General features: G+C 61.4%; 15 protein-coding genes. 5 read left to right on the forward strand and 10 right to left on the reverse strand.

Annotated elements, in window-relative coordinates; genetic code table 11:
- Positions 1-282: 282 nt before the first annotated feature.
- Together FA87_RS16090 and FA87_RS16095 are read right to left on the reverse strand one after the other, a co-directional pair.
- Positions 283-2,391: a hybrid sensor histidine kinase/response regulator gene (locus tag FA87_RS16090; protein WP_081996700.1), complete on the reverse strand. Its 2,109-nt coding sequence runs from the start codon at positions 2,389-2,391 to the stop codon at positions 283-285.
- Positions 2,392-2,511: 120 nt separating this feature from the next.
- The gene (locus FA87_RS16095) at positions 2,512-2,793 is read right to left on the reverse strand and encodes a hypothetical protein (RefSeq protein ID WP_043695928.1); all 282 of its coding nucleotides are present in this window, start codon (positions 2,791-2,793) and stop codon (positions 2,512-2,514) included.
- Positions 2,794-2,989: 196 nt separating this feature from the next.
- Between FA87_RS16095 and FA87_RS16100 the strand changes: the two genes are divergently transcribed.
- Positions 2,990-3,364, forward strand: a complete 375-nt coding sequence (locus FA87_RS16100; protein WP_043695931.1) for a hypothetical protein — start codon at positions 2,990-2,992, stop codon at positions 3,362-3,364.
- Between the two features lie 60 nt (positions 3,365-3,424).
- On the opposite strand, the gene FA87_RS21030 is transcribed toward FA87_RS16100, so the two are convergent.
- The 3 genes from FA87_RS21030 to FA87_RS16115 all read right to left on the reverse strand — a co-directional run bounded on the left by FA87_RS21030 (position 3,425) and on the right by FA87_RS16115 (position 5,055).
- Positions 3,425-3,841, reverse strand: a complete 417-nt coding sequence (locus FA87_RS21030; protein WP_197062429.1) for a hypothetical protein — start codon at positions 3,839-3,841, stop codon at positions 3,425-3,427.
- A 337-nt stretch (positions 3,842-4,178) separates the two neighbouring features.
- The gene (locus FA87_RS16110) at positions 4,179-4,790 is read right to left on the reverse strand and encodes a hypothetical protein (protein ID WP_156128571.1); all 612 of its coding nucleotides are present in this window, start codon (positions 4,788-4,790) and stop codon (positions 4,179-4,181) included.
- 46 nt (positions 4,791-4,836) lie between these two features.
- Positions 4,837-5,055 (reverse strand): hypothetical protein, encoded by a 219-nt coding sequence (locus FA87_RS16115; RefSeq protein WP_043695939.1) that lies wholly within the window; start codon positions 5,053-5,055, stop codon positions 4,837-4,839.
- 1,509 nt (positions 5,056-6,564) lie between these two features.
- Between FA87_RS16115 and FA87_RS20825 the strand changes: the two genes are divergently transcribed.
- Positions 6,565-6,804 carry a hypothetical protein gene (locus FA87_RS20825; RefSeq protein WP_156128572.1) on the forward strand — a complete coding sequence of 80 codons (240 nt, stop codon included), beginning with the start codon at positions 6,565-6,567 and terminating at the stop codon, positions 6,802-6,804.
- Between the two features lie 155 nt (positions 6,805-6,959).
- Here the strand turns inward: FA87_RS20825 and FA87_RS16125 are convergent, their stop codons facing one another.
- Both FA87_RS16125 and FA87_RS16130 read right to left on the reverse strand, forming a co-directional pair.
- On the reverse strand, positions 6,960-8,726 hold the full coding sequence (locus FA87_RS16125; RefSeq protein ID WP_043695944.1) for an EAL domain-containing protein: 1,767 nt from the start codon (positions 8,724-8,726) through the stop codon (positions 6,960-6,962).
- Between the two features lie 284 nt (positions 8,727-9,010).
- Positions 9,011-10,792: a diguanylate cyclase gene (locus FA87_RS16130; RefSeq protein WP_043695946.1), complete on the reverse strand. Its 1,782-nt coding sequence runs from the start codon at positions 10,790-10,792 to the stop codon at positions 9,011-9,013.
- Positions 10,793-11,101: 309 nt separating this feature from the next.
- Here FA87_RS16130 and FA87_RS16135 point away from each other — a divergent pair, with 309 nt between their 5' ends.
- The 3 genes from FA87_RS16135 (at position 11,102) to FA87_RS16145 (ending at position 14,193) form a co-directional block, all read left to right on the forward strand.
- Positions 11,102-13,285 (forward strand): EAL domain-containing protein, encoded by a 2,184-nt coding sequence (locus FA87_RS16135; RefSeq protein WP_052191397.1) that lies wholly within the window; start codon positions 11,102-11,104, stop codon positions 13,283-13,285.
- 281 nt (positions 13,286-13,566) lie between these two features.
- Positions 13,567-13,776, forward strand: a complete 210-nt coding sequence (locus FA87_RS16140) for a hypothetical protein (RefSeq protein ID WP_043695948.1) — start codon at positions 13,567-13,569, stop codon at positions 13,774-13,776.
- Between the two features lie 60 nt (positions 13,777-13,836).
- Positions 13,837-14,193, forward strand: a complete 357-nt coding sequence (locus FA87_RS16145) for a response regulator transcription factor (RefSeq protein ID WP_043695951.1) — start codon at positions 13,837-13,839, stop codon at positions 14,191-14,193.
- Positions 14,194-14,291: 98 nt separating this feature from the next.
- Here FA87_RS16145 and FA87_RS16150 read toward each other — a convergent pair whose 3' ends face one another.
- From FA87_RS16150 to FA87_RS16160, 3 genes are all read right to left on the reverse strand, one after another.
- Entirely contained in the window at positions 14,292-15,296 is a 1,005-nt protein-coding gene (locus tag FA87_RS16150) for an ATP-binding protein (protein ID WP_197062430.1), read from the reverse strand.
- A gap of 411 nt (positions 15,297-15,707) precedes the next feature.
- Positions 15,708-16,046: a hypothetical protein gene (locus tag FA87_RS16155; RefSeq protein WP_156128573.1), complete on the reverse strand. Its 339-nt coding sequence runs from the start codon at positions 16,044-16,046 to the stop codon at positions 15,708-15,710.
- Positions 16,021-17,697, reverse strand: coding sequence for a methyl-accepting chemotaxis protein (locus tag FA87_RS16160; protein WP_043695957.1), 1,677 nt, complete (start codon positions 17,695-17,697; stop codon positions 16,021-16,023). The genes FA87_RS16155 and FA87_RS16160 overlap by 26 nt, the downstream gene beginning before the upstream one ends.
- Between the last annotated feature and the right edge of the window lie 1,141 nt (positions 17,698-18,838).

Consider the following 18,838-nt stretch of genomic DNA (forward strand, 5'->3'; position numbering starts at 1 on the left):
GCACATCCCCCGCATCGCGCGCTTCGAGCCATGCGTCGGGAATGCTTGGGGCCGTCAGCAATTAAGCGCATGCCACCTTCCCTGACATGGCTATGGACCGCCCCATGATAGCGCTGGCGTCCCGGCCATGCGCGGCCTGGCCGAACAACCCGGCCGGCAAGCGGATTTGGGCATGGGTATCATCGTTCTGGCCGATAAGGTTGCCCTGCAGGTCGGTGATGATGGCGAATCAGCCTAGACGCACGGCCTGGAGATCGGACGTCACTCCCATGGAACCTCGGCCTAACTTGGGGCGCGCGCGTCCACCGCGCCCGTCGCCGCGCTGATGGGCTCCTCGGTCGTTGCGCTCAACTGCGTCCGAACCCGTTGGAGCAGGTCGGCCAACGCAAATGGTTTGGTCATGACCTCCATGCCAGGATCGAGGTGACCATGGCTGATCACCGCGTTCTCGGCATATCCCGTCATGAAGAGCACCGGGAGCCCAGGGCGAATCTCACGCGCAGCATCGGCCACTTGACGTCCGTTCATCCCGCCAGGAAGGCCCACGTCGCTGATGAGCAGGTCAATGTTGGCCTTGGACCGGACAATGGCCAAGGCCTCTGCACCATCCTTCGCCTCCATGACGAGGTAGCCCTGTTCGGAAAGCACCGACACCACGAGCATTCGAATGCTCGCCTCGTCTTCGACCACCAGGATCGCCTCGCCTGCGCCGGGCTCGGCGGTCCCGACGAGTGGATCCGGCTCAATGACCGCCTCACCGTGGTGACGCGGCAGATACAGGCAGACCATGGTGCCCTTCCCCTCTTCGGAGTAGATGCGCACGTCGCCATCGGATTGCCGGGCGAAGCCGTAGATCATTGACAGCCCCAAGCCTGTGCCTTGGCCCAGCGGCTTGGTGGTAAAAAACGGGTCGAATGCACGCGCCTGGGTCTCCGCCGACATGCCCGTGCCTGAGTCACTCACGCACAGGGACACATACTGCCCCGGTCGGATGCCCCGATCCTTGGCAGTGCGATGATCGATCCAGCGGTTGGCCGTCTCGATCGTCAGCCGTCCCCCGTCTGGCATCGCGTCGCGGGCATTGATCGAAAGGTTGAGCAAGGCGTTGTCGACCTGAGATGGATCGGCAAACACCGGCCACAGGTTAGCCGAGCGCACCACTTCCAGTTGGACCGCCGGCCCGATCGTCCGCGCGATCATGTCTTCGAGACCGGCCACGAGGCGGTTGATGTCCATGGCCTTGGGATCGAGCGTCTGGCGCCGCGAGAATGCCAGCAATCGGTGGGTCAACGCCGCAGCGCGTTGGGCCGACGCGGTGGCGAGATTGAGCAGTTTGGGAAGGTCCTCAACCTTGCCTTGCTCCAAGCGCAGTTGGCTGACTTCCAACGCACCCAAGATGCCGCCCAGAATGTTGTTGAAGTCATGCGCAATCCCGCCCGTAAGTTGGCCGACCGCATCCATCTTCTGCGCCTGCCGCAGTTGTTCCTGGGCACTTTCCAACTCTGCCGCTTGGGCCTTGTCTTCGGTGATATCGCGTGCGGAGCAATAGAAGTGCCCATCTTCCCCAACGATGGACCAGGCGAACCAACGGAACTTGCCTTCGCGCGTTTTTAACCGGTTGTCAAGGCGCACCATGGGGGCGCCATCGCGGACTTCCTGAAAGGCGTTATGGGTGCGGGCCACATCCTCGGGGTGGATAAAGTTGGGATACGCCAGGGATGCCAACTCGACCGGTTGCCAACCCAAGATGCGGGTCCATGCTGGATTGGTGGCTTCCAGGTAGTCCCCGGTGGAACTGACCGCCAACAAATCGTTGCTCAACTCCCACACGCGGCCCCGATCGGAGGTCTGCTGCGACACCCGTTCTTCCAACCGATCACTAAGAGCGCGGTAGTCGCGCTCGATGGAGAGTAACTGGCGGTGACGGAGCGCTTTGTCGGTGCTTTCGTTTGTCTGGCACAACATTCCCACGACCGTGCCGTGCTCATCGAAGAGGGGGCTAAAGAAGAACGACCACCAGGTATCTTCGAGTTCACCGCTGCGCGCCATGCGCAAGGGAATGTCCTCAAATCGATTGGCAATCCCCCGACGCGCATCGACGAGCATGGGGCGGACTTGGTCATACACGTCATGCCAGAGGCTGGGTAGCGTGCTGCCCGCAGCGAACGGCTCCTTTGCTCCAAGGGCGGGCACGTAGGCGTCGTTGTAAAAGAAATACTCTTCGGGGCCCCAGGTGATATACATCGAGGCCGGCGCCCCCATGATCAGCCTAATGGCGACTTTCAGGCTCGACGGCCAGCCCGATGGCAGCCCCAGCGGGTGAGTGGACCAATCGAAAGATGATTGAGCGCGGGCGGCTGGGCCGTCACCGGCAAAGAGGGTCTTGGGCATTGTAACAACCACGTCGCAACGCAAACTCGCCCGGCGTTATCGCCGATCCGGTGTTAGAAAAACGTCATTGCCCAGGTTGGGAAGGTAAGGCGCCTGGCAAGCATCGCGCGCGCCGCTGCCCTACTCAGCATGATCGTCCTTCCCCGATGAGGCATCACGCACGAACCCTAAGAGTTCGTTGGCTTCCTCTTCAGAAAGCGCGTCGGCCTCGACCAGAAAGCCTACTGGGCAGCCATCGACGTCGTTCGTCAACGTCGTCTGGCCCGGATCGCGGAGGTTGCCTCGAACCAGGGAGCCCAAACAGAGCCGTCCGTCTTCGACCGTCCCCACAGTGAAGCCACCGCCACGCTCAATCAGGGCGACCCGCAACTCCGGGTGATACCAGATGACCTTACCCAACATGCTCACAGCAACACCGTTTTAACTGCTTCAGCCGTATAGGGGGTAACGGCGTCCTAGGGACGACCTTGAGCATTCCGTAGGCGCGAGCCCCCCGTTTCCGCGTCAGCCCGCTGGGACCGGACAATCCGAGGCGCTCGCTCTGTGGGTTAAAATGGTCGCCCTTTTGGGCGGGTCATGCCCGCCACCAGCGCCTGCCATGAATATCAATTCCTCTTCGCTTGCCGTCGTAATCGAACCGCGCTCCACTGTGGCAGATGCGGTGGCTGATTGCTTGCGCGCGCGGGGCTATGACGTGCTGATTGCCACTAGCCATTCCGGCGCGGCGGCCTCGGTGATCCTGCGAGAGCGGGTGGACTTTCTCGCCGCTGCCGTGCCCGCACCGGGCGAGGACCGGTCTGGCGCCTATTTGGCCGATGCCCGTCTAAAAAACCCCGGCATGGCCATTGTGATCATGCTCTCGGACCCCAGCGAGCCGACCGAAGATGCTCCTCTGACCGCGATTCGTCTGATCAAACCCTTCAATCGAGATGATCTGACACGGGCGATTGAACACGCGCACGCTGTCGCGTAGGCCCGCGATAACACGGTTCTGTTTCGCCTCGACAAATCTTGCGACCGGCTAACCCGCCTTTCACCCCGGCATCCCATTCTTTGGATCACGTTGTCCGCCGTGATGTCCTGAAGCGGGTGAGCGATGCAGATCCAAAGCGTTCGACTCTTGGTCGTCGAAGATGACCCTATCTTGGGGGCTCTCTGGGCGGACATCCTGGCGGAAGCCGGGGTAGATGTAGCCGGGCCTTGCCCGTCCGCTGCCGGTGCGCTGGAGGAAATTGCCATGCGCCCACCGGCTGCTGCCATGCTCGACATCAATCTGCTGGATGGCACGTCCTTCCCGGTCGCACAGGCGCTGACTCGGATCGGCGTGCCATTCTTTTTCGTCTCCTCCTGCGATCCCCATGAGGTGCCTGCCGAGTTCCGCGCGCGACCGTATCTGCGAAAGCCAGCGGCCATACGGGAGGTCATGGCGACCCTGCGAAATCTGCCGCATGGCTGTTAGTCCCCTTGACTCGAGGACGGCCGGCGCTACCCGGCATGCGGTGGCGCAGCAGTTGGTTGCCCAGCGGCTCATCGAGGCGAGAATCACGCCATCTACGGCATCTGCCCATGGAAAAGGGTCGGAAAGCACCAACTTCCCGGCCCCGCGATCCTGTACCGTTTCCAGCCCTTCGGGATGCCTTCTAGGGGCCTAACCCCATAACTGTCAAGGACTGCCTCGAACCCGAGCACGGCAGGGGCGGTTGTGGCCCTCCCCTTCAGAGGGTTTCCTTCTCGATGCGACAGATTGATGCCGTCCGTCTCGTATAGACCACGCGCCTAAACAACTGTCAGCTTGCGGCCGCCACCGGCGTGGCCGACTCCACGGTTCGCGTCCGCACGCTGTGCTCGGCAACCCCGATGGCAAGGTGCGAGATGTCCAGCAGACGATCCTCCTCGCGAGGCAAGAATCCTGCAAGAGTGTTTGCATTGATCTCCCACCGCTCGACGCCGGATAGAAGGCGGTTGACGTTCAGAAGACCGGATACGGCGATCACAATCTCGGCACCGTCCTCTCCGAAGCCCCCGGAGCCGATCAAGCTGCGTTTGAGCATCGCCGTCCGGCGAATCTTCAGCGACGGAATGATCGCCAACAGTTTCTCTCTCGACCGGTCTACCTGAACTTGGACAACGCCGGCAGCTTTCTTTGCGTAAGTCTCGGCTTCAACCATCTCTTCCGCCATAGCCTCCGCCGTAATCCTCGCTCGATGAGCGCGATTGCGCTCCGCCGCTTCAAGAGGGAGTTTCGCCGCAGCAAGCGCCTGCTTTGCGGCAACCACGGCGGCAATGGCTGCACCGGCGGCGCCTATAGCCCCTATCCGCGTGGCCCAGTCGCCAATCTCAAGGCCCAAGAAACTCGGACCAGCCATGCGTGCACTTCCGAATCTGATGACTGGCGTCATGGTACGCGACGCCGCGAACACCTCCTGTGGGCGCGATCCATCGGATTCAGCGCGGCCGGTGGTTGGCCAAGGCGTAGCGGACCTGCTCAACGCTCGCGGCAAGGGCCTCGGTCTCGGTTTCAAAAATTCCTTCGACCATGAACCGGTGGCCGTCCGGCAACTCCGCGCGAGCGATCCAATTCCCCGACGGATAGCCCTCGACCAAATCCACGAAACACGTCGTCCCGTCGACGTCGAATCGCCTTCGAACAATGCAGTCCGCCATGCGTGAATTCCTCCCCTGATGCCCCCCATGGTGCCGCTACCGCGGCCGGTCGTCTACCTGCACAAACGCACCGCATTGTCCTCCGGAGCCAGAAACGCTGGTCAGCTTTTTTCGGCGACCGCAGCATTGGCAAAGGAAGTAGCAGCCAAAGTCGTCCAATTCAACATCAAAGACGGAATGCAGTTCGGGCAGGCCGAAGCGCACGCGTATCCAACACCCTGGCACAGAGGAATTCGTTGTGATTAAACGCTATTCTCTTTTCCGAAGCGATCGTGCGCGATGCAAGCATCCCGGTCCAGTCAGCGGCGTCTGCTCCGGCCGGTCGGAAGTTGGCCGGCCGATCGCACAAGCACGCCTGGAGCGCCGCGCCCAGGTTCGCCCGCGTGCAGGTCCAGACTGAAACTATCGTACGAAGCCCAGCGTCCCACCCGTCAGGCTCCGCTACCAGGGTCCGGAGCAATGGCGAGGAGCGCCTAGTGGGCGTCAATTTAGATGGCATCAGCCAAATAAGTGTTCCGATATGGTACGTCCGGCGACGCTTGCCAACTATGCCGAGGGCGCGGAGAACTTATCCCTGTCTTCCACCCCATGTCGCTACCACGACGCGTGTTTCCAAACCGTGAATTGCATCCGACTCCATTTTGCTCAGTGACCTTTTATGCCAATCCCACGGACGGACGTCTGGATGTGGCCGTGCTCACCGGACGCGACTCTCTGTCACACCACGCCGCGAAATGAGAGACAAGCTGCAGGTCCTCTCCGGCACGCGCCCGGCTAAGCCGCTGAATGATTACGGAAGCTTTTGAAGGTTTGCTGCGAAGGCAAGCGAACGGGCGACTTCGAAGTATTCGGGTGCGAGTCGTCGCGCTTCATCCAAAAGCTCGGAGGCAACGTCAAAGCGCCCCTCCTGGACCTCTCAGATGGCATCGCGGAGACTTTTTACTATCACGCGATCGGACTTGGAGCGTACTTTGACGTTGCCGAATGCGTACCGGTTGAGGCCACTCAGTGCGTTGAGCGACTCCGTCATGGAATTCAACTTGTTTCGATTGGTTCTGATCTTCGACTGGAACGCGTTTGTAGGCCGATGTCGCTTATTCAAGTACGCACGCGCTAATTCGGCTAACTGATAGGTCGTCTTCATGGCTCCGGCAAGGGTCTTCGAAGATTCGTTCAACATATTGGTAGTCATCAACTCTGAAGCGCCTTTTGTACGCCCGCGCCGGTCCGTGCCCCCGCGTGGCATCCGCGCATTCAATGAACATTCGGTCCCTCGGCTTCCCGTTAGGCAGCATCCGCCGCTTTCAGCTGCTTCGCCCCTGATCGGTCCGAACTCGACTACGGGGTTTTGCCTGTGCCGACTTTGGAAATCTGTAAACCACGCTGACGCGCTCCTAATGGTCCGGACTCGTCGCTCACAGAATGAGAAGTGCCGATATCGTGCAGTCACAAATAAACCGCTAACTGGGTCACACCTCAGCAGACTGCTGCCTGCCTACGCTTGGCCCCATGAGTGAACTGCAACGCATCCGCCATGAGAACCTGCTCGCGCTCTGCGCAGTCCTTGAAAACGACAAGGTGATCGGCACTGCCGCGCAGGCGAACGTGCTTGGCGTCGCCGAAAATGTCCTCCGTGCCTGGCTCCATGGGCAGCTCATTTCCGATGGATTGGCACGGGAATTGGAGTGGGCGGCCCAGCGTCCGTCGGGCTGGATAGACGAAGACCATTGGGGCCAGCCAGACGCGTGAGCCCTCGTGCGCCGCAAACGACCCACCGCCTCCCCTTTCTTCCCCTGCTCCCTCAATGCGACGACATGCACCATGCACCCTACCAAGGTGGCGCCCGGTACGTGCCTGAGCCGTGCCCCCCTCACACAAGATTGATCTCGCCGCCGCAGGCCTTGTCAGACGGTCGCACGTCCCCCTTGGCGCATCCAAATGAGAAACTGAGTTGGATCAACTGGAGGCGAATAGAGAAACCCCTGGCCCACCTCGCACTTGAAGCGCGTCAGGCTACGATGCTCCTCCACTCGCTCAACGCCTTCCGCGACCACCGAGAGGCCAATGCGTCCGCACAGCCGTATCACGCCTTGCAGGATGGCCAACTGGCGATCGTTGTTCATGAAACCGCGGATGAGCCCCTGGTCTAATTTCAGGGTGTCCACCGGGATGTCATAAAGATACGAGAAGTTGCTGTACCCCGTGCCGAAGTCATCGATCGCAATAAGCACACCTGCCCGCCGAAGCTGACTCAACTGGGTGAGCACGGAATCGTCCCGCGCCAGCCACTCGCCTTCGGTGATTTCCAGTTCGATGCAATGCGGTTGTACGCCGTGCCGCACGCACGGCGCCAGTACTCGCTCCAGGAGTTTTCCGTCGTCAAAGTCAGCGGCAGCCACATTCACCGACACACGCAAGTCAATGCCTTCCGCTGCCCACGCGGCTTGTTGCATGCACACTTCATCCAAGACCCAATCGGTGAGCGCGCGCAGATTGATGGTGCGCGCCACAATGGGAATAAATTCCGCCGGCGACACCTCGCCCAGCTCCGGATGCGTCCATCGCAACAGTGCCTCAGCGCCTACGATCATGCCGTCCTTAAGCCGCACTTTAGGCTGATACACCACGCGGAACTGATGCTGGGCTATCCCGGCGGGAACGTCCACCGCCAAGCGATATTGACGGCGATGCGCCTCGTCATACCGTTCGTCGTAGTGTTGCCATGTCCGGCGTGCATCGATGGCTTCTTGCACCGCCCCGACGGCCTTGCGTAGCGCGTCTTCCGCGTCATGGGCATCAAAGACGACCACCCCGCCGTGGCAGACAGGCTGGATCGGGATGCCCTGGGCGCGGACCGGCGTCCCGGTGGCCTGCGCGACCGCAGTCAGTACGGGATCCACTTCAAATGAGATAACGTCGGGAAGGATGAAGGCAAACCGCGCCACAGCCACATGATAGAGCTGGGCATGCGGAGCAACCGCGTCCTCGAGCCGTTGCGCGACCGTGCGGATCATCGTCTCCACTGGACCCATGCCAAGGGCATGGGCCAAGCGATGCGCGAGCGGCAAGTCCATGACATCGACCAACACCAGGTGACGGGTGCCCGAGAACCTGCCGTCAGCCAAGGCGGTCAAATCGGCGTAGAACTGCTGCCGATTGAATAGTCCTGTGATTGGATCTCGTCGGCCCACGGTTTGCCGTAGTGTGATTTGATCCATGACCAGCCGAGCAAACGCGGCGAGTTGCTCCCGTTGCCCTGGAGTCAGTTGGCGCGGCTCGTAGTCAATCAGGCACAAGGTCCCGATGGCATGCCCCGACGAGGTAAGGAGTGGAATGCCCGCATAAAACCGAAGGTGCGGGTCGTGCAGGACCAACCGATTGTTCGCAAAGCGCGGGTCCGCGCGTAAATCGGGGACCTCGAAGACGCCGCCCTGCTGGATGGCCACCGCGCAGATGGACGCCTCGCGCTCCGTGCCGCGGGCTTCAAAACCGACCTTCGAGATGAAGCGTTGCTCGTCCCGCCCCACCAGCGAAATGAGCACCGTCGGCACGGAAAATACTTGGGCGACCAATCGTGTGAGGCGATCCAGCTCGGGCGGGTCGACGACGTCCCACAGCCTCAGGCTGCGGAGCATCGCCAATCGTTCGAGTTCCGCCATCACCTTAGGCATGAGACAGCTCCGGGTGCGCCCAATCCATCATAGCGCCGCGGCGCCATCTGAGCCTCTGGGTTGTGGCGCACTGTGCGCCTTGCCTTTTCGCGGCAGGCCATCGACCAATGGGTGTCTGATATCGGATGCATAGGGCGTTATCGGCAACCCTGCGCTGGTCTGAAGAATGATTCAGTGCCCGCGTGGTGGCATGCGATTCGCCGCCGCCGATTTGGCTGGACCTCACCGGGATGTCTCCCGGCGGTGTCGTATGGTAGAAGTTCGCGGCCCACGCACCGTCCCGGTCATATCCCGTCGCGCTTTTTGGTGGTGTCACGCTCCGCCCGCGCGGCATACAACTGCTGGTCGGCGCGCGCCACCGTTTCCTCCAGTCGTTCGCCGGGCGCGCGAGTGGCTGTGCCCACAGTGAAGCTAATCGGCGCCTCCAACCGATCCCGGTCCAGAGCGGTCAATGCCTGGCTAAGAAACGAAGCCTCGCCGGACTCCATAACCACGAGGAACTCGTCGCCGCCCAGACGGATGACGGTATCGCCGAGTCCGCATCGCCGAGTGAGAAATTGCGCCATCTCGATCAATACTTCGTCACCCCGTTGGTGGCCGTAGGTGTCATTGACCGCCTTGAACTGGTCGAGATCGATAGCGAGGCAACCCCAAGTGTCCTCAGGCGTTGCCTTCTGGGCTAGCTTGCTCAACATGCGTCGATTGCCACATCCGGTAAGGGGGTCGCGGAAGGAGGCCTCTTTAAGCAACCGCGCATGGCGTCGCTGCTCGGTGATGTCCTGGGCATAGCCCAACACGTAGGGATCACCCGCCTCGGTCTCGAGGACATTGTGAAATTGCCAAGTCACCGACCGGCCATCCTGCGCCCGCAATTCGAGGAATCCCGAGTCGCTTCCTGCGGTCTTGATGCGTTCGAGATAGGCCCGGAACACCGCACCATGTTCAGGACGCATGAAATGGGTGAATGGCATGCCGAGCAGTTCGCCGATCTCATAACCCAAGGAGCGCGCTGCGGCAGGGTTGACCGAGAGCAAAATGCCCTGCAGATCGTGGGTACAGATGAACCCAAGGCTGTGCTGGAACAGATTACGGAAGCGGCGCTCACTTGCCTCCAGCGCCTCGATCGCCTGCCGGCGCACGCTGACATCTTGCAAAGCCCCAATGAGCCCCACCAGCTCTGCGCCCTCCTTCAACGCATCGCCCTGCGCGCGGACCCAAATGCGTCGCGCTGTAGCCGTAGTCAAGGTCAATTCGAGGTCCCAGCCCAACCCGGTGCTGCGACACCGCTCGATAGCCTCGGTCAGTGCCGCCTGGGCTGCGGGCGTGTAATAGCCGATGGCTTCCGCGACCGTGGGACGATGGCCCACCGGGAGATCGTGGATGCGGCACGTCTGCGCGGACCAGGTGAGCACATCATCGCGGAGGTCCCACTGCCAGCCGCCCACCCCTGCCACTTGACCGGTTCGCTCTAACAATCGTTCGCTATCCGCGAGGGCGGATTGCGTGCGTGCCAGAGCTTCGGCGCGTTGTCGATTGTCCGAGGCATTGCGCTCGAGCATCTCGGCTCGCACGAGAGCCAAGGCGCGCTGCTCCAGCGCCTCACCCGTGGCTGCGGCCAGGGCCGCTAGCGCCTGCCGCTGAGTGCCGGTTAACTCACGTGGATGTCGATCGATCACGCACAGCGAGCCCATCCGCGCACCGTCCCTGAGCACGATGGGTGTGCCGGCATAAAAACGGATATGCGGCTCACCCAATACGAGCGGATTCTTGGAAAAACGCGGGTCCACACCCGCGTCTGGCACTTCCAACAGTTCATCGTCACGAATCGTATGATCGCAGAACGCGATTCCCCGAGCGGTCTGATTGAAGCCCTCCAAGCCCACATTGGCTTTGAACCACTGCCGCTCGGCATCAAGGAGGGTGATCAGCGCAATCGGCGTACCGGCGACCAGCGCTGCCGCCTGTGCCAGAGCGTCAAACAAGGGTTCCGAACCGGTGTCCAGGACTTGCAGGGCGTCCAACCGAGACAGTCGAATGCTTTCAAGGTCGGCGTTAGCTTGCGGCATACGGTAAAAGTCTCCTGAGGTGACCCAGCTTATCTTTGCCCGCGCGGCAATCAAGCCCTGCGGCCCTATGGCGCAGCCGCGGACCCACACTTTTCCTTCTAAGCACCTGCATCAAGGCGCCGCTCGGACTCCAATGGCGCTCCGCCGCCGCGCCTGGTTGCACAAAATCGGCACGCTCGCGCGAACGCTACGGCAGCTACTTAGCCCAACTTATCCTTCTGCACAGCGTCAGGCGCCGCCCTCTTGTCCCATTCTTGCGACGCGGACTCCATTACGCTATGCCCTTAACTGGCTAGAACGAGTGTGCCTGTGACGCTGCCCCCTGTCCCGTCTTCTGAATCGGAATCGCGCCGGCTGGCGGTGCTTGCCGAGTACCAATCGTGCGAGCTGAGTCCCATCGAAGAGCTGGATCGGCTCACCGCGCTAGCTGCACGACTGTTCCGTGCACCCATCGCGCTCGTCTCGTTGGTGGACCGCGATCGCCAAGTGTTTCCGTCGCACCATGGCCTCGACATCTGCCAGACCCACCGCGAAGTCTCCTTCTGTGCGCACGCAATCGATTCGGACGATATCATCGAGATTCCTGACGCACTCAGCGACCCCCGATTTTCATCCAATCCGCTGGTCCTAGGGCCGCCATTCATCCGCTTCTACGTGGGCAAGCCACTCGTGACCCGGACGGGTGAGCGACTGGGAACGGTCTGCGTGATCGATCATGAGCGTCGCGACCCCCTCACGCCTTTCGATCGAGCGAATCTAACGGACATTGCTGCGCTAGTGATGGAACGGCTCGAACAGCGGCGGCTTGAGCAGCTGCGTAGCAGTAGCCAGATGCGATTTGAAAAGATCGCCGTCACCTCGCCCGATGCGATCATTTGTTCCAACACGGAAGGACACATCGACTTTTGGAACGGCGCGGCCGAACGGCTGTTCGGTTACACGGCTGAAGAAGTGCACGGTCAAGCGTTGAGCCTCATCGTGCCCGACAGCTGGCGCGACACCTACGAGGATGAAGTGGCGCGCCTACAGCATGGTGAACATTCAGAGTTGACGGGGAAAACCGTCGAGCTTTCGGGACTGCGGCGGGATGGCACCGAATTCCCTGCAGAGCTTTCGCTGTCGGCATGGCGTGAGGCCGATTCGGTCAGCGTCGGCGTTATCGTTCGCGATGTCACGGTCCGGCGTCAGCACGAAGACCGACTGTTTCGACTGGCTGCGCTCGATGCGCTCACCGGCCTGCCCAATCGCGCGGCGTGGCGCGATCGATTAGCCGAAGTGTTGGCGGCCCAACATCCGGCCACCGTCTTGCTGTTGGATCTGGACGGGTTCAAAGAGGTCAACGATACGCTGGGCCATCCAGCGGGTGACCACGTCCTGATCGAGGTAGCCAAGCGCTTGCGTAATACCTGCGGGCGATCGGTTCTCCTCGCACGCCTGGGCGGCGACGAGTTTGTCGTTCTCATGAACGGGAATGACCCGATTGACGCGTCGGAATTGGCCGAAGCCGTGGTGGCCGCTATCTCCCGGCCGTTCGAGTTCTTGGGAAAACCCGTCGATGTGGGCGTGAGCATTGGCATTTCGCTCTCCCCGCAGCACAGCGCACTGCCCGATGAGCTGCTCGGTGCTGCGGATTTGGCGCTGTATCGTGCCAAAGCAGCAGGGAAAGGACGCTTTGAATTATTTACGCCGGCGTTTCGGGAAGTGGTGGTGGCTCGACGAGCCTTCGAGCGTGAGCTGCGCCTCGCCTTTGATCGCGGCGAATTCGAACTCTTCTACCAGGCCCAGGTATCGACCAGTACCCGAGACCTGATGGGCGCCGAAGCGCTGATGCGGTGGCATCATCCGGAGCGAGGACTGCTCACGCCCGCGGGGTTCATCGATGTACTCAGCGAGAAACCCTCGGCACCGGCGATCGGCGAATGGACGCTCCGACAAGCCTGTGCAGCGGCATCGGAGTGGCGCAAGATCTGTCGTCATTTTCGCATTGGTGTCAACATCTTTTCCTCTCAACTGCGGTCGGATCAGTTGATCGCCACCGTTGAACGCGTTTTGGCGGATACCGGACTTCCGCCTTCCGCGCTGGAATTAGAGATCGTTGAAAACATCTTGCTGCACAGCGACGATACGACTGTTAAGACGCTGCAGGCGCTGCGCGATATGGGAGTAGGACTGGCCTTCGACGACTACGGCACCGGCTACGCTTCATTGAGCCTGCTCAAGCGCTTTCCCGTAAACCGCCTGAAGATCGATCGTTCGTTCATTCGAAACATCGTTTCCGACCCCGGGGATGCTGCCGTCGTTAATGCGGTGCTCTACCTCGGCCGAAGCTTTGAGCTTCAGGTGATCGCCGAGGGCGTTGAAACGGAGGCGCAGCTGTCTTATTTAGCCGAGCGAGGCTGTAGCGATGCGCAGGGCTACCTGTTCGGCGAGCCTGTGCCGGCAGAGGCGTTCCTGACGCAGCACGTCTTGCGCCGAAGCGAAAAGCACCCCTAAATGGCTTCTTTTTCTGAGCCGTTGTCATGCCAGAACCTGGCAAACACCGTTTGAGAATCTATCCGGCTCCGGCACGGCTGGAAGAGCGAATCGAGAGCGAACCGATGCCTCGTCCACAAATTCTCATCTCACCCTGGCGCTCAACGGGTTGCGCTTTCGCAGGGCAGCGAAGTTGGGCGCGCCAGAATGCTGAAGCCAAGGTGATTGGGCGATTTGGCATGCGACCTTTCGCCACCGAGCCCCCATACACTATTTTTAGCGTTTCACGCAGAGCTGGCGCCATGACCGTTCGCATCTACATCATGCATCCATCGGCGCCAGGCAGTGGTTGGCATGTCTCCGAAGAAGGCAGAGAAGGCACGTCGTATCGGGATGGGCTTACGGCCATGCATGCCGCGTGTGATCGCGCCCGTGCGCTGGAAGAAACCGGCTTCGAGGTGCAGGTGCGGCAAGAAGGCGCTGACGGTAGTTGGCAAGTCATTCGCGAATAGCACTGCGGCCAGAGGCGCCTTGTGTCATGCTGCCCCTTCTCTCAGCAAAGCGATGATCCCATGAGCCTCACAGGACAGCGCGTGCTGTTGGTCGAAGACGATGCGTTGATTGGCGAGGCATGGGCATTGCTGTTGAGCGCGCAGCACGCCATCGTGTTAGGTCCCTACGTCACTGCCCCGGAAGCCTTGCGCGCCGTGGCTGCAGAAGTGCCGGACCTTGCTGTGCTCGATTACCACCTGCACGTGGGCACGTCTTTGCCGGTTGCCAACATGTTGATCACGCTGGGCGTGCCCACGGTGATCGTGTCGTCCGCTCATCGAGACGATCTACCTACCGAACTGCGTGGGCTGCCGTTTGTGCCCAAGCCCACCACCGGGCGCGAGTTTCTTTCCGCCATCGCGGCGCTGCGCGCGTAGCAACGGGCCGGTCAGGCCATCGGGACCGCTTCGGGGAAACACGGCCGCACGCGTGTGCCCTGCCCCACGACCGAGCTGACATCGACGTGGCCGTTGGCCTAGCGCATCGACGCATCAATCTGCGGCATGCCCAACCCCGTTCCCATGCCCTCGGACTTGGTGGTGAAGAACGGTTCGAACACCCGGGCCAGAACCTCCGGCGGCATACCGGCGCCGGCGTCGGAAACCTCTACAAACACGTAAGGCCCCGTCCGCTGGCCGGCGTGCGCGGTGCCGGCATGTTCGACCCGGCCCACGGTGACCTCAATGGCACCGGTGCCGCCGCTGGCGTCACGGGCATTCACGAACAGGTTCATCAACGCCTGCTCGATGGCGTGCTGGTCGGCGAATACCCCAAATGGGGCATCCGGCACCTCGCTGCTGACCGCCATGCTGCTGTCCACACTGTGGCCCAAAAGGGGCAACATGTCCGACACAACGGTCCCCAGGTTGAACCATGCAGGCTGATGCGGGTTCTGGCGACTGAACGCGAGCAACCGCCGGCTGATCGTGGCCGCCTGACGGGCGGCTTGATCGGCGAAGTTCAGGAGCCGCTGCTGCGTCGCGGCCCGCGGGCCTTCCGGCGCGCCCACGGCTTCCACGGCCGTCATAACGGTCTGGAGCATGTTGTTGAAGTCATGCGCCATCCCGGCGACCACCTGGCCGACGGCTTCCCCCTTCTGAGCCTGCCGGGCGACCGCTTCAGCGGCATCGCGTCCGGGTTGCGCCAGGTCCAGGTGTCCCTGCAATCGATATTCACGCTCCGCCGCTTCCTCCTCGCGCGCCTCGGCACCAGTCAGTTTCCGTGCCAGATCGTCGCCCCGGCCAGCGGCAGCCGCGGCGGTCGCCTGGCTCCTTTGGAGACGGTCCCGCAGCGTGTCGTTGATCGCATCCAGCGAGCGCTCCAAATGGATCCGCTCGGTGATGTCGCGCAGCAGCACGATCAGTTCGGTCGGTGTGCCGACCTCATCGATGACCGGCGCGACGGTGACTTCCCACCTGAAGTCGTGCTCGCCCGCTGGGGAGCCCACGAAACGCGCCGTCTGCCCTTCCCGAGCCACCATCCAGGCTTGCGTGGCTTGCGGAGCGGTGCTGTCGGACCAACCGCGGGCCCAAGACTGACCGGTCCACCCAGTCACGACCGGTCCCACGGCGGCGGCGGTCGGACGCGACACGGGCTCGCCGATCATGCCCTCCAACGAAAGCCGCAAGACCGTGTCTGAGGACGCGCGACACCCCAAGCCTCGTGGCGGGCCTACCGACCCGCGCTACACCAACCGGCACTTTGCCGATTGGCAATCCGCGGTGAGGTCATCGGACGGGCGCTCGACTGGCCCGTTCCGAAGTCCTTGTGCGAGTGCATCCATCCACTCGCAATAAGAACAGAGCCAAGCGGCCCGTTCATTTTCTCGTAGCGACGCAACCCATGCCTGGCGAAAAGCCGCCGTCCCGACAGCATTCCACTCAACTCTCCGTTAGCCTGAACCACCGCCCGCTGAGACGACTTTTGCAGCAGCGGCAATGACGCGCTCAAGGGCAGGCGCGACTCCGCCATCGTCATTAGCATGAGAGCCCGCTGTCATTTCTCGCAGCAAGGTCTCAGACGCATCGCCAAGCTCCGGACATTCCAGTTCCTGTGCGTGATGGCCGAGGAGGGTCACCCGAAACATGATTTCGTCTAAATCCCGATCAATGAACGCCCTCAGCAAGGCGAGCGCATCCTGAGCGACGGCATCTCGGCCCAAACGCCCCACCAGATCTACAAAAGCACCCGTAGGCTTCGACGCCTCAGAATTCACGCCAGACACTTTCATCTGCGCCGGCCGTGGCCAGGGAACGCGCAGATGCAGCGACAGCAATGCGTTCGGCCGGCGCCCGCTCGATTGCTGCCTGCAACGCAGCCGGCTGCGGTTTGATTTCCTGCAGAGGAGCGGCCCCTGCGACTGAGAAGAACGATACCTGGCGGAGCAATTCCTGCGATAGATCGGATGCATTCTTGCTGGCCGCGCTGGCCTCCTCCACTAGCGCAGCGTTCTGCTGCGTGACGTCATCGAGGGTTAGCACGGCATTGTTGACTTGGTTGATGCCCGCTGCTTGCTCTTGGGAGGCGGCCGCGATCTCCTCCACGATCGTGTTGACCGATCGCACCCCGGATGCAATCGCCTCTAGGGCGGTGCCGGTGCGAGTGACGAGCGCTGCACCGGCATCGACGCGGGCTACGGTGGAAGCTACCAGTGCCTTGATATCCCTTGCGGCCGTGCCGCTGCGCTGAGCCAAATGGCGCACCTCGGCCGCCACCACGGCGAACCCTCGGCCCTGGTCGCCAGCGCGGGCGGCCTCCACCGCCGCGTTCAGCGCCAACAGATTTGTTTGAAACGCAATTTCGTCGATCAACGTCACAATTTCGCCAATTTGCTGACTGGCTTGCGTGATTGCACTCATCGCCTGCGTGGCCTCTTCCGACACCTGGCTTCCTGCTTCAGCGTCCCCTTTCACTCGCTGCGCCAACAGCCGAGCCTGCTCCGCGCCCTCGGCATTTTGCTTCACGGTCGCGGCCAATTGCTCCATCGAGGCTGCCGTTTCTTCCAACGAACTTGCTTGCTCCTGGGTCCGCTGGGACAGGTCGTCATTGCCTTGGGAGATGTCAGCGGCTGACGATGACACCTGCTGCGAGATATGCCGGACGTCGCTGACGATGCTGGCCAAGCGCTTGTCCATGTCGTCCAGCGCGTGCAGCGTGTCGGTAAATTCGTCGTTGCCCGATACCACGGTTGAGTTGTTGAGTTTGCCGCCCTGAATTGCCTGAGCCAGCGCACGCGCCTTAGCGAGAGGCCCAACGACCGCACGGACGAGCAGCGCAGCAATGGACAACAGCAGGAGCACGCTCACCGCGAGCACGCTGATGGCAACAATGCGCGTGTGCGCATAACTGCTTTCCGCCGATTTCAAGGCCGAAGAAGCTTGCTTTGCGTTGATTTTGACCAGCGCGTCGATGGTCTCAGCCATTTTGCCCAGTGCAACGGACACCTTGCTAAGGTGAAGCGTCCGAGCCTCGTCGATGCTGCCAGCGTCGAGCAATGCTGCTTCTTGCTCAATCATGGGAACGACTACTTTGCGCAAAGTGACATAAGCATCCGCAGCTGCGCGCTCGTCGTTCGCACTGACTTTCGACGGGTAATAGGACGACCATGCGGTCTCTTCTTTTGCCTCGTCGGCACGGATACGCGCCAGTGTGTTTCGAATGGAGGGGTTAATGATCGCGCGATTCAACGCCAGGCGCTCATCCACAATGGCCCGCTCGGTGTCGCCTACTGCCACCATCGATAGAACATTTGATCCATAAATGTCCTGGATCAGCTGATAAGTATCTTTGACGCCCACCAGGCCGTCCGACCCGAGAATCAAAACCAAGGTAAGCGCCGCACCCATCGCGGAAAAAATTTTGGAACGAACAGAAAAGCGCATCAGCGGTCCCTTTTGCAGCGTGCTGCAGCGTGTGTGGTATGAGTCATCGATTGGAGAACCACGGCGGTTGTCATTGCGGGGCAGGATGCCGTTTGCAAAAGGAGGCGTCAGATTCCACGCCTTCAATTGCCTCGCTGTCTGGAGTGGCTATGGCGTGGATAAGCCCGTCCAGAACCATGGTGCGAACCAGATGTCTGGTGGCCGCTGGCACTGGAGGCGCGTTACAGGTCTCGCAGCACACCAAAGCAATCTCGAGCGCTTCGGCCGCCTCTTGGGTGTCTGGAAACCCTGCGTCCCGCGCCAAGCGGTGAACCCGAAAAGCGCGAAACATGGCTTCGTGCGCATCGGCTAAGCGCAGAGCTGCGATGAGATCGAACGCTTCGCGCGATAGGTTGTAATTGCGTCCTGAAGGGGCTAGGCGGTCGAAACGAAGCTCGATCGGCGGGATCGCCGCAGGGCCAGTCGCGCCCCCGGTATCCCTGGACGAGGATCGCGCTCTCTTCCATGCCCTGACGGGCCAAAATTTCATGTTGTCGCTCCCAATCGGCTTTTCCAGGGAGCTGCATCGGCTGTGCCACCCATAACCGATTGATAACTCAAGATCTCACTAATCATTGCGATTGACTAAAGGCCCAAATTTGGCATTTTTGTCATTTTCTTGCCCGTCATGTTTGTACGGTTTTTGTCCACAGTTGCCCTTCAGCGACAGCGCACCCTGCGCCCGCCCATGCTCACGCACGATGCGCCGGGCAAAAGTGCCTGAGAATCGAAGGCACTGTGGGCACATTGGCTGCGCCACCCATTTGCTGTCGCACCCCACGCTGGAGAACCTGCACGGCACCGTTGACGATGCAATGGATGTGGCTCCGCTCCGGAAGGCATGAGCCTCCTTCGACCCTGTGTCCCAATACCGTAGCCACGGTCCGCGCGCCACGGGACAGATGTGTCGCGCGCACCGGCGGTCGGCATACTCCGGCTCTCCATTATCGATACTGACTCGCCAGCGTCGGCCCATCGCAAACCGTTCAAGCCTCGCTGCCCACGAAACGCAGGGGTTTCAACGGCCTCAGCTTGCGTCCGCTACGCACGGTCCGTGCCCTGCCAATGCCATGGGACACGGAATGTCCGCGGTCATGGCGAC

Origin of the sequence: Luteibacter sp. 9133 (genome assembly GCF_000800155.1) — a bacterium.
GTDB classification, from domain to species: domain Bacteria; phylum Pseudomonadota; class Gammaproteobacteria; order Xanthomonadales; family Rhodanobacteraceae; genus Luteibacter; species Luteibacter mycovicinus.

Bases quoted from the DNA above. Each gene is read 5' to 3' on its own strand.
- FA87_RS16130 (WP_043695946.1), bottom strand. From the start codon at position 10,792: ATGCCGCAAGCTAACGCCGACCTTGAAAGCATTCGACTGTCTCGGTTG.
- FA87_RS16100 (WP_043695931.1), top strand. From the start codon at position 2,990: ATGAATATCAATTCCTCTTCGCTTGCCGTCGTAATCGAACCGCGCTCC.
- FA87_RS16155 (WP_156128573.1), bottom strand. From the start codon at position 16,046: ATGAAAGTGTCTGGCGTGAATTCTGAGGCGTCGAAGCCTACGGGTGCT.
- FA87_RS16150 (WP_197062430.1), bottom strand. From the start codon at position 15,296: ATGGTGGCTCGGGAAGGGCAGACGGCGCGTTTCGTGGGCTCCCCAGCG.
- FA87_RS16125 (WP_043695944.1), bottom strand. From the start codon at position 8,726: ATGCCTAAGGTGATGGCGGAACTCGAACGATTGGCGATGCTCCGCAGC.
- FA87_RS16140 (WP_043695948.1), top strand. From the start codon at position 13,567: ATGACCGTTCGCATCTACATCATGCATCCATCGGCGCCAGGCAGTGGT.
- FA87_RS16110 (WP_156128571.1), bottom strand. From the start codon at position 4,790: ATGACGCCAGTCATCAGATTCGGAAGTGCACGCATGGCTGGTCCGAGT.
- FA87_RS16095 (WP_043695928.1), bottom strand. From the start codon at position 2,793: ATGTTGGGTAAGGTCATCTGGTATCACCCGGAGTTGCGGGTCGCCCTG.
- FA87_RS20825 (WP_156128572.1), top strand. From the start codon at position 6,565: ATGAGTGAACTGCAACGCATCCGCCATGAGAACCTGCTCGCGCTCTGC.
- FA87_RS21030 (WP_197062429.1), bottom strand. From the start codon at position 3,841: ATGCGGCAGATTTCGCAGGGTCGCCATGACCTCCCGTATGGCCGCTGG.
- FA87_RS16090 (WP_081996700.1), bottom strand. From the start codon at position 2,391: ATGCCCAAGACCCTCTTTGCCGGTGACGGCCCAGCCGCCCGCGCTCAA.
- FA87_RS16160 (WP_043695957.1), bottom strand. From the start codon at position 17,697: ATGCGCTTTTCTGTTCGTTCCAAAATTTTTTCCGCGATGGGTGCGGCG.
- FA87_RS16145 (WP_043695951.1), top strand. From the start codon at position 13,837: ATGAGCCTCACAGGACAGCGCGTGCTGTTGGTCGAAGACGATGCGTTG.
- FA87_RS16115 (WP_043695939.1), bottom strand. From the start codon at position 5,055: ATGGCGGACTGCATTGTTCGAAGGCGATTCGACGTCGACGGGACGACG.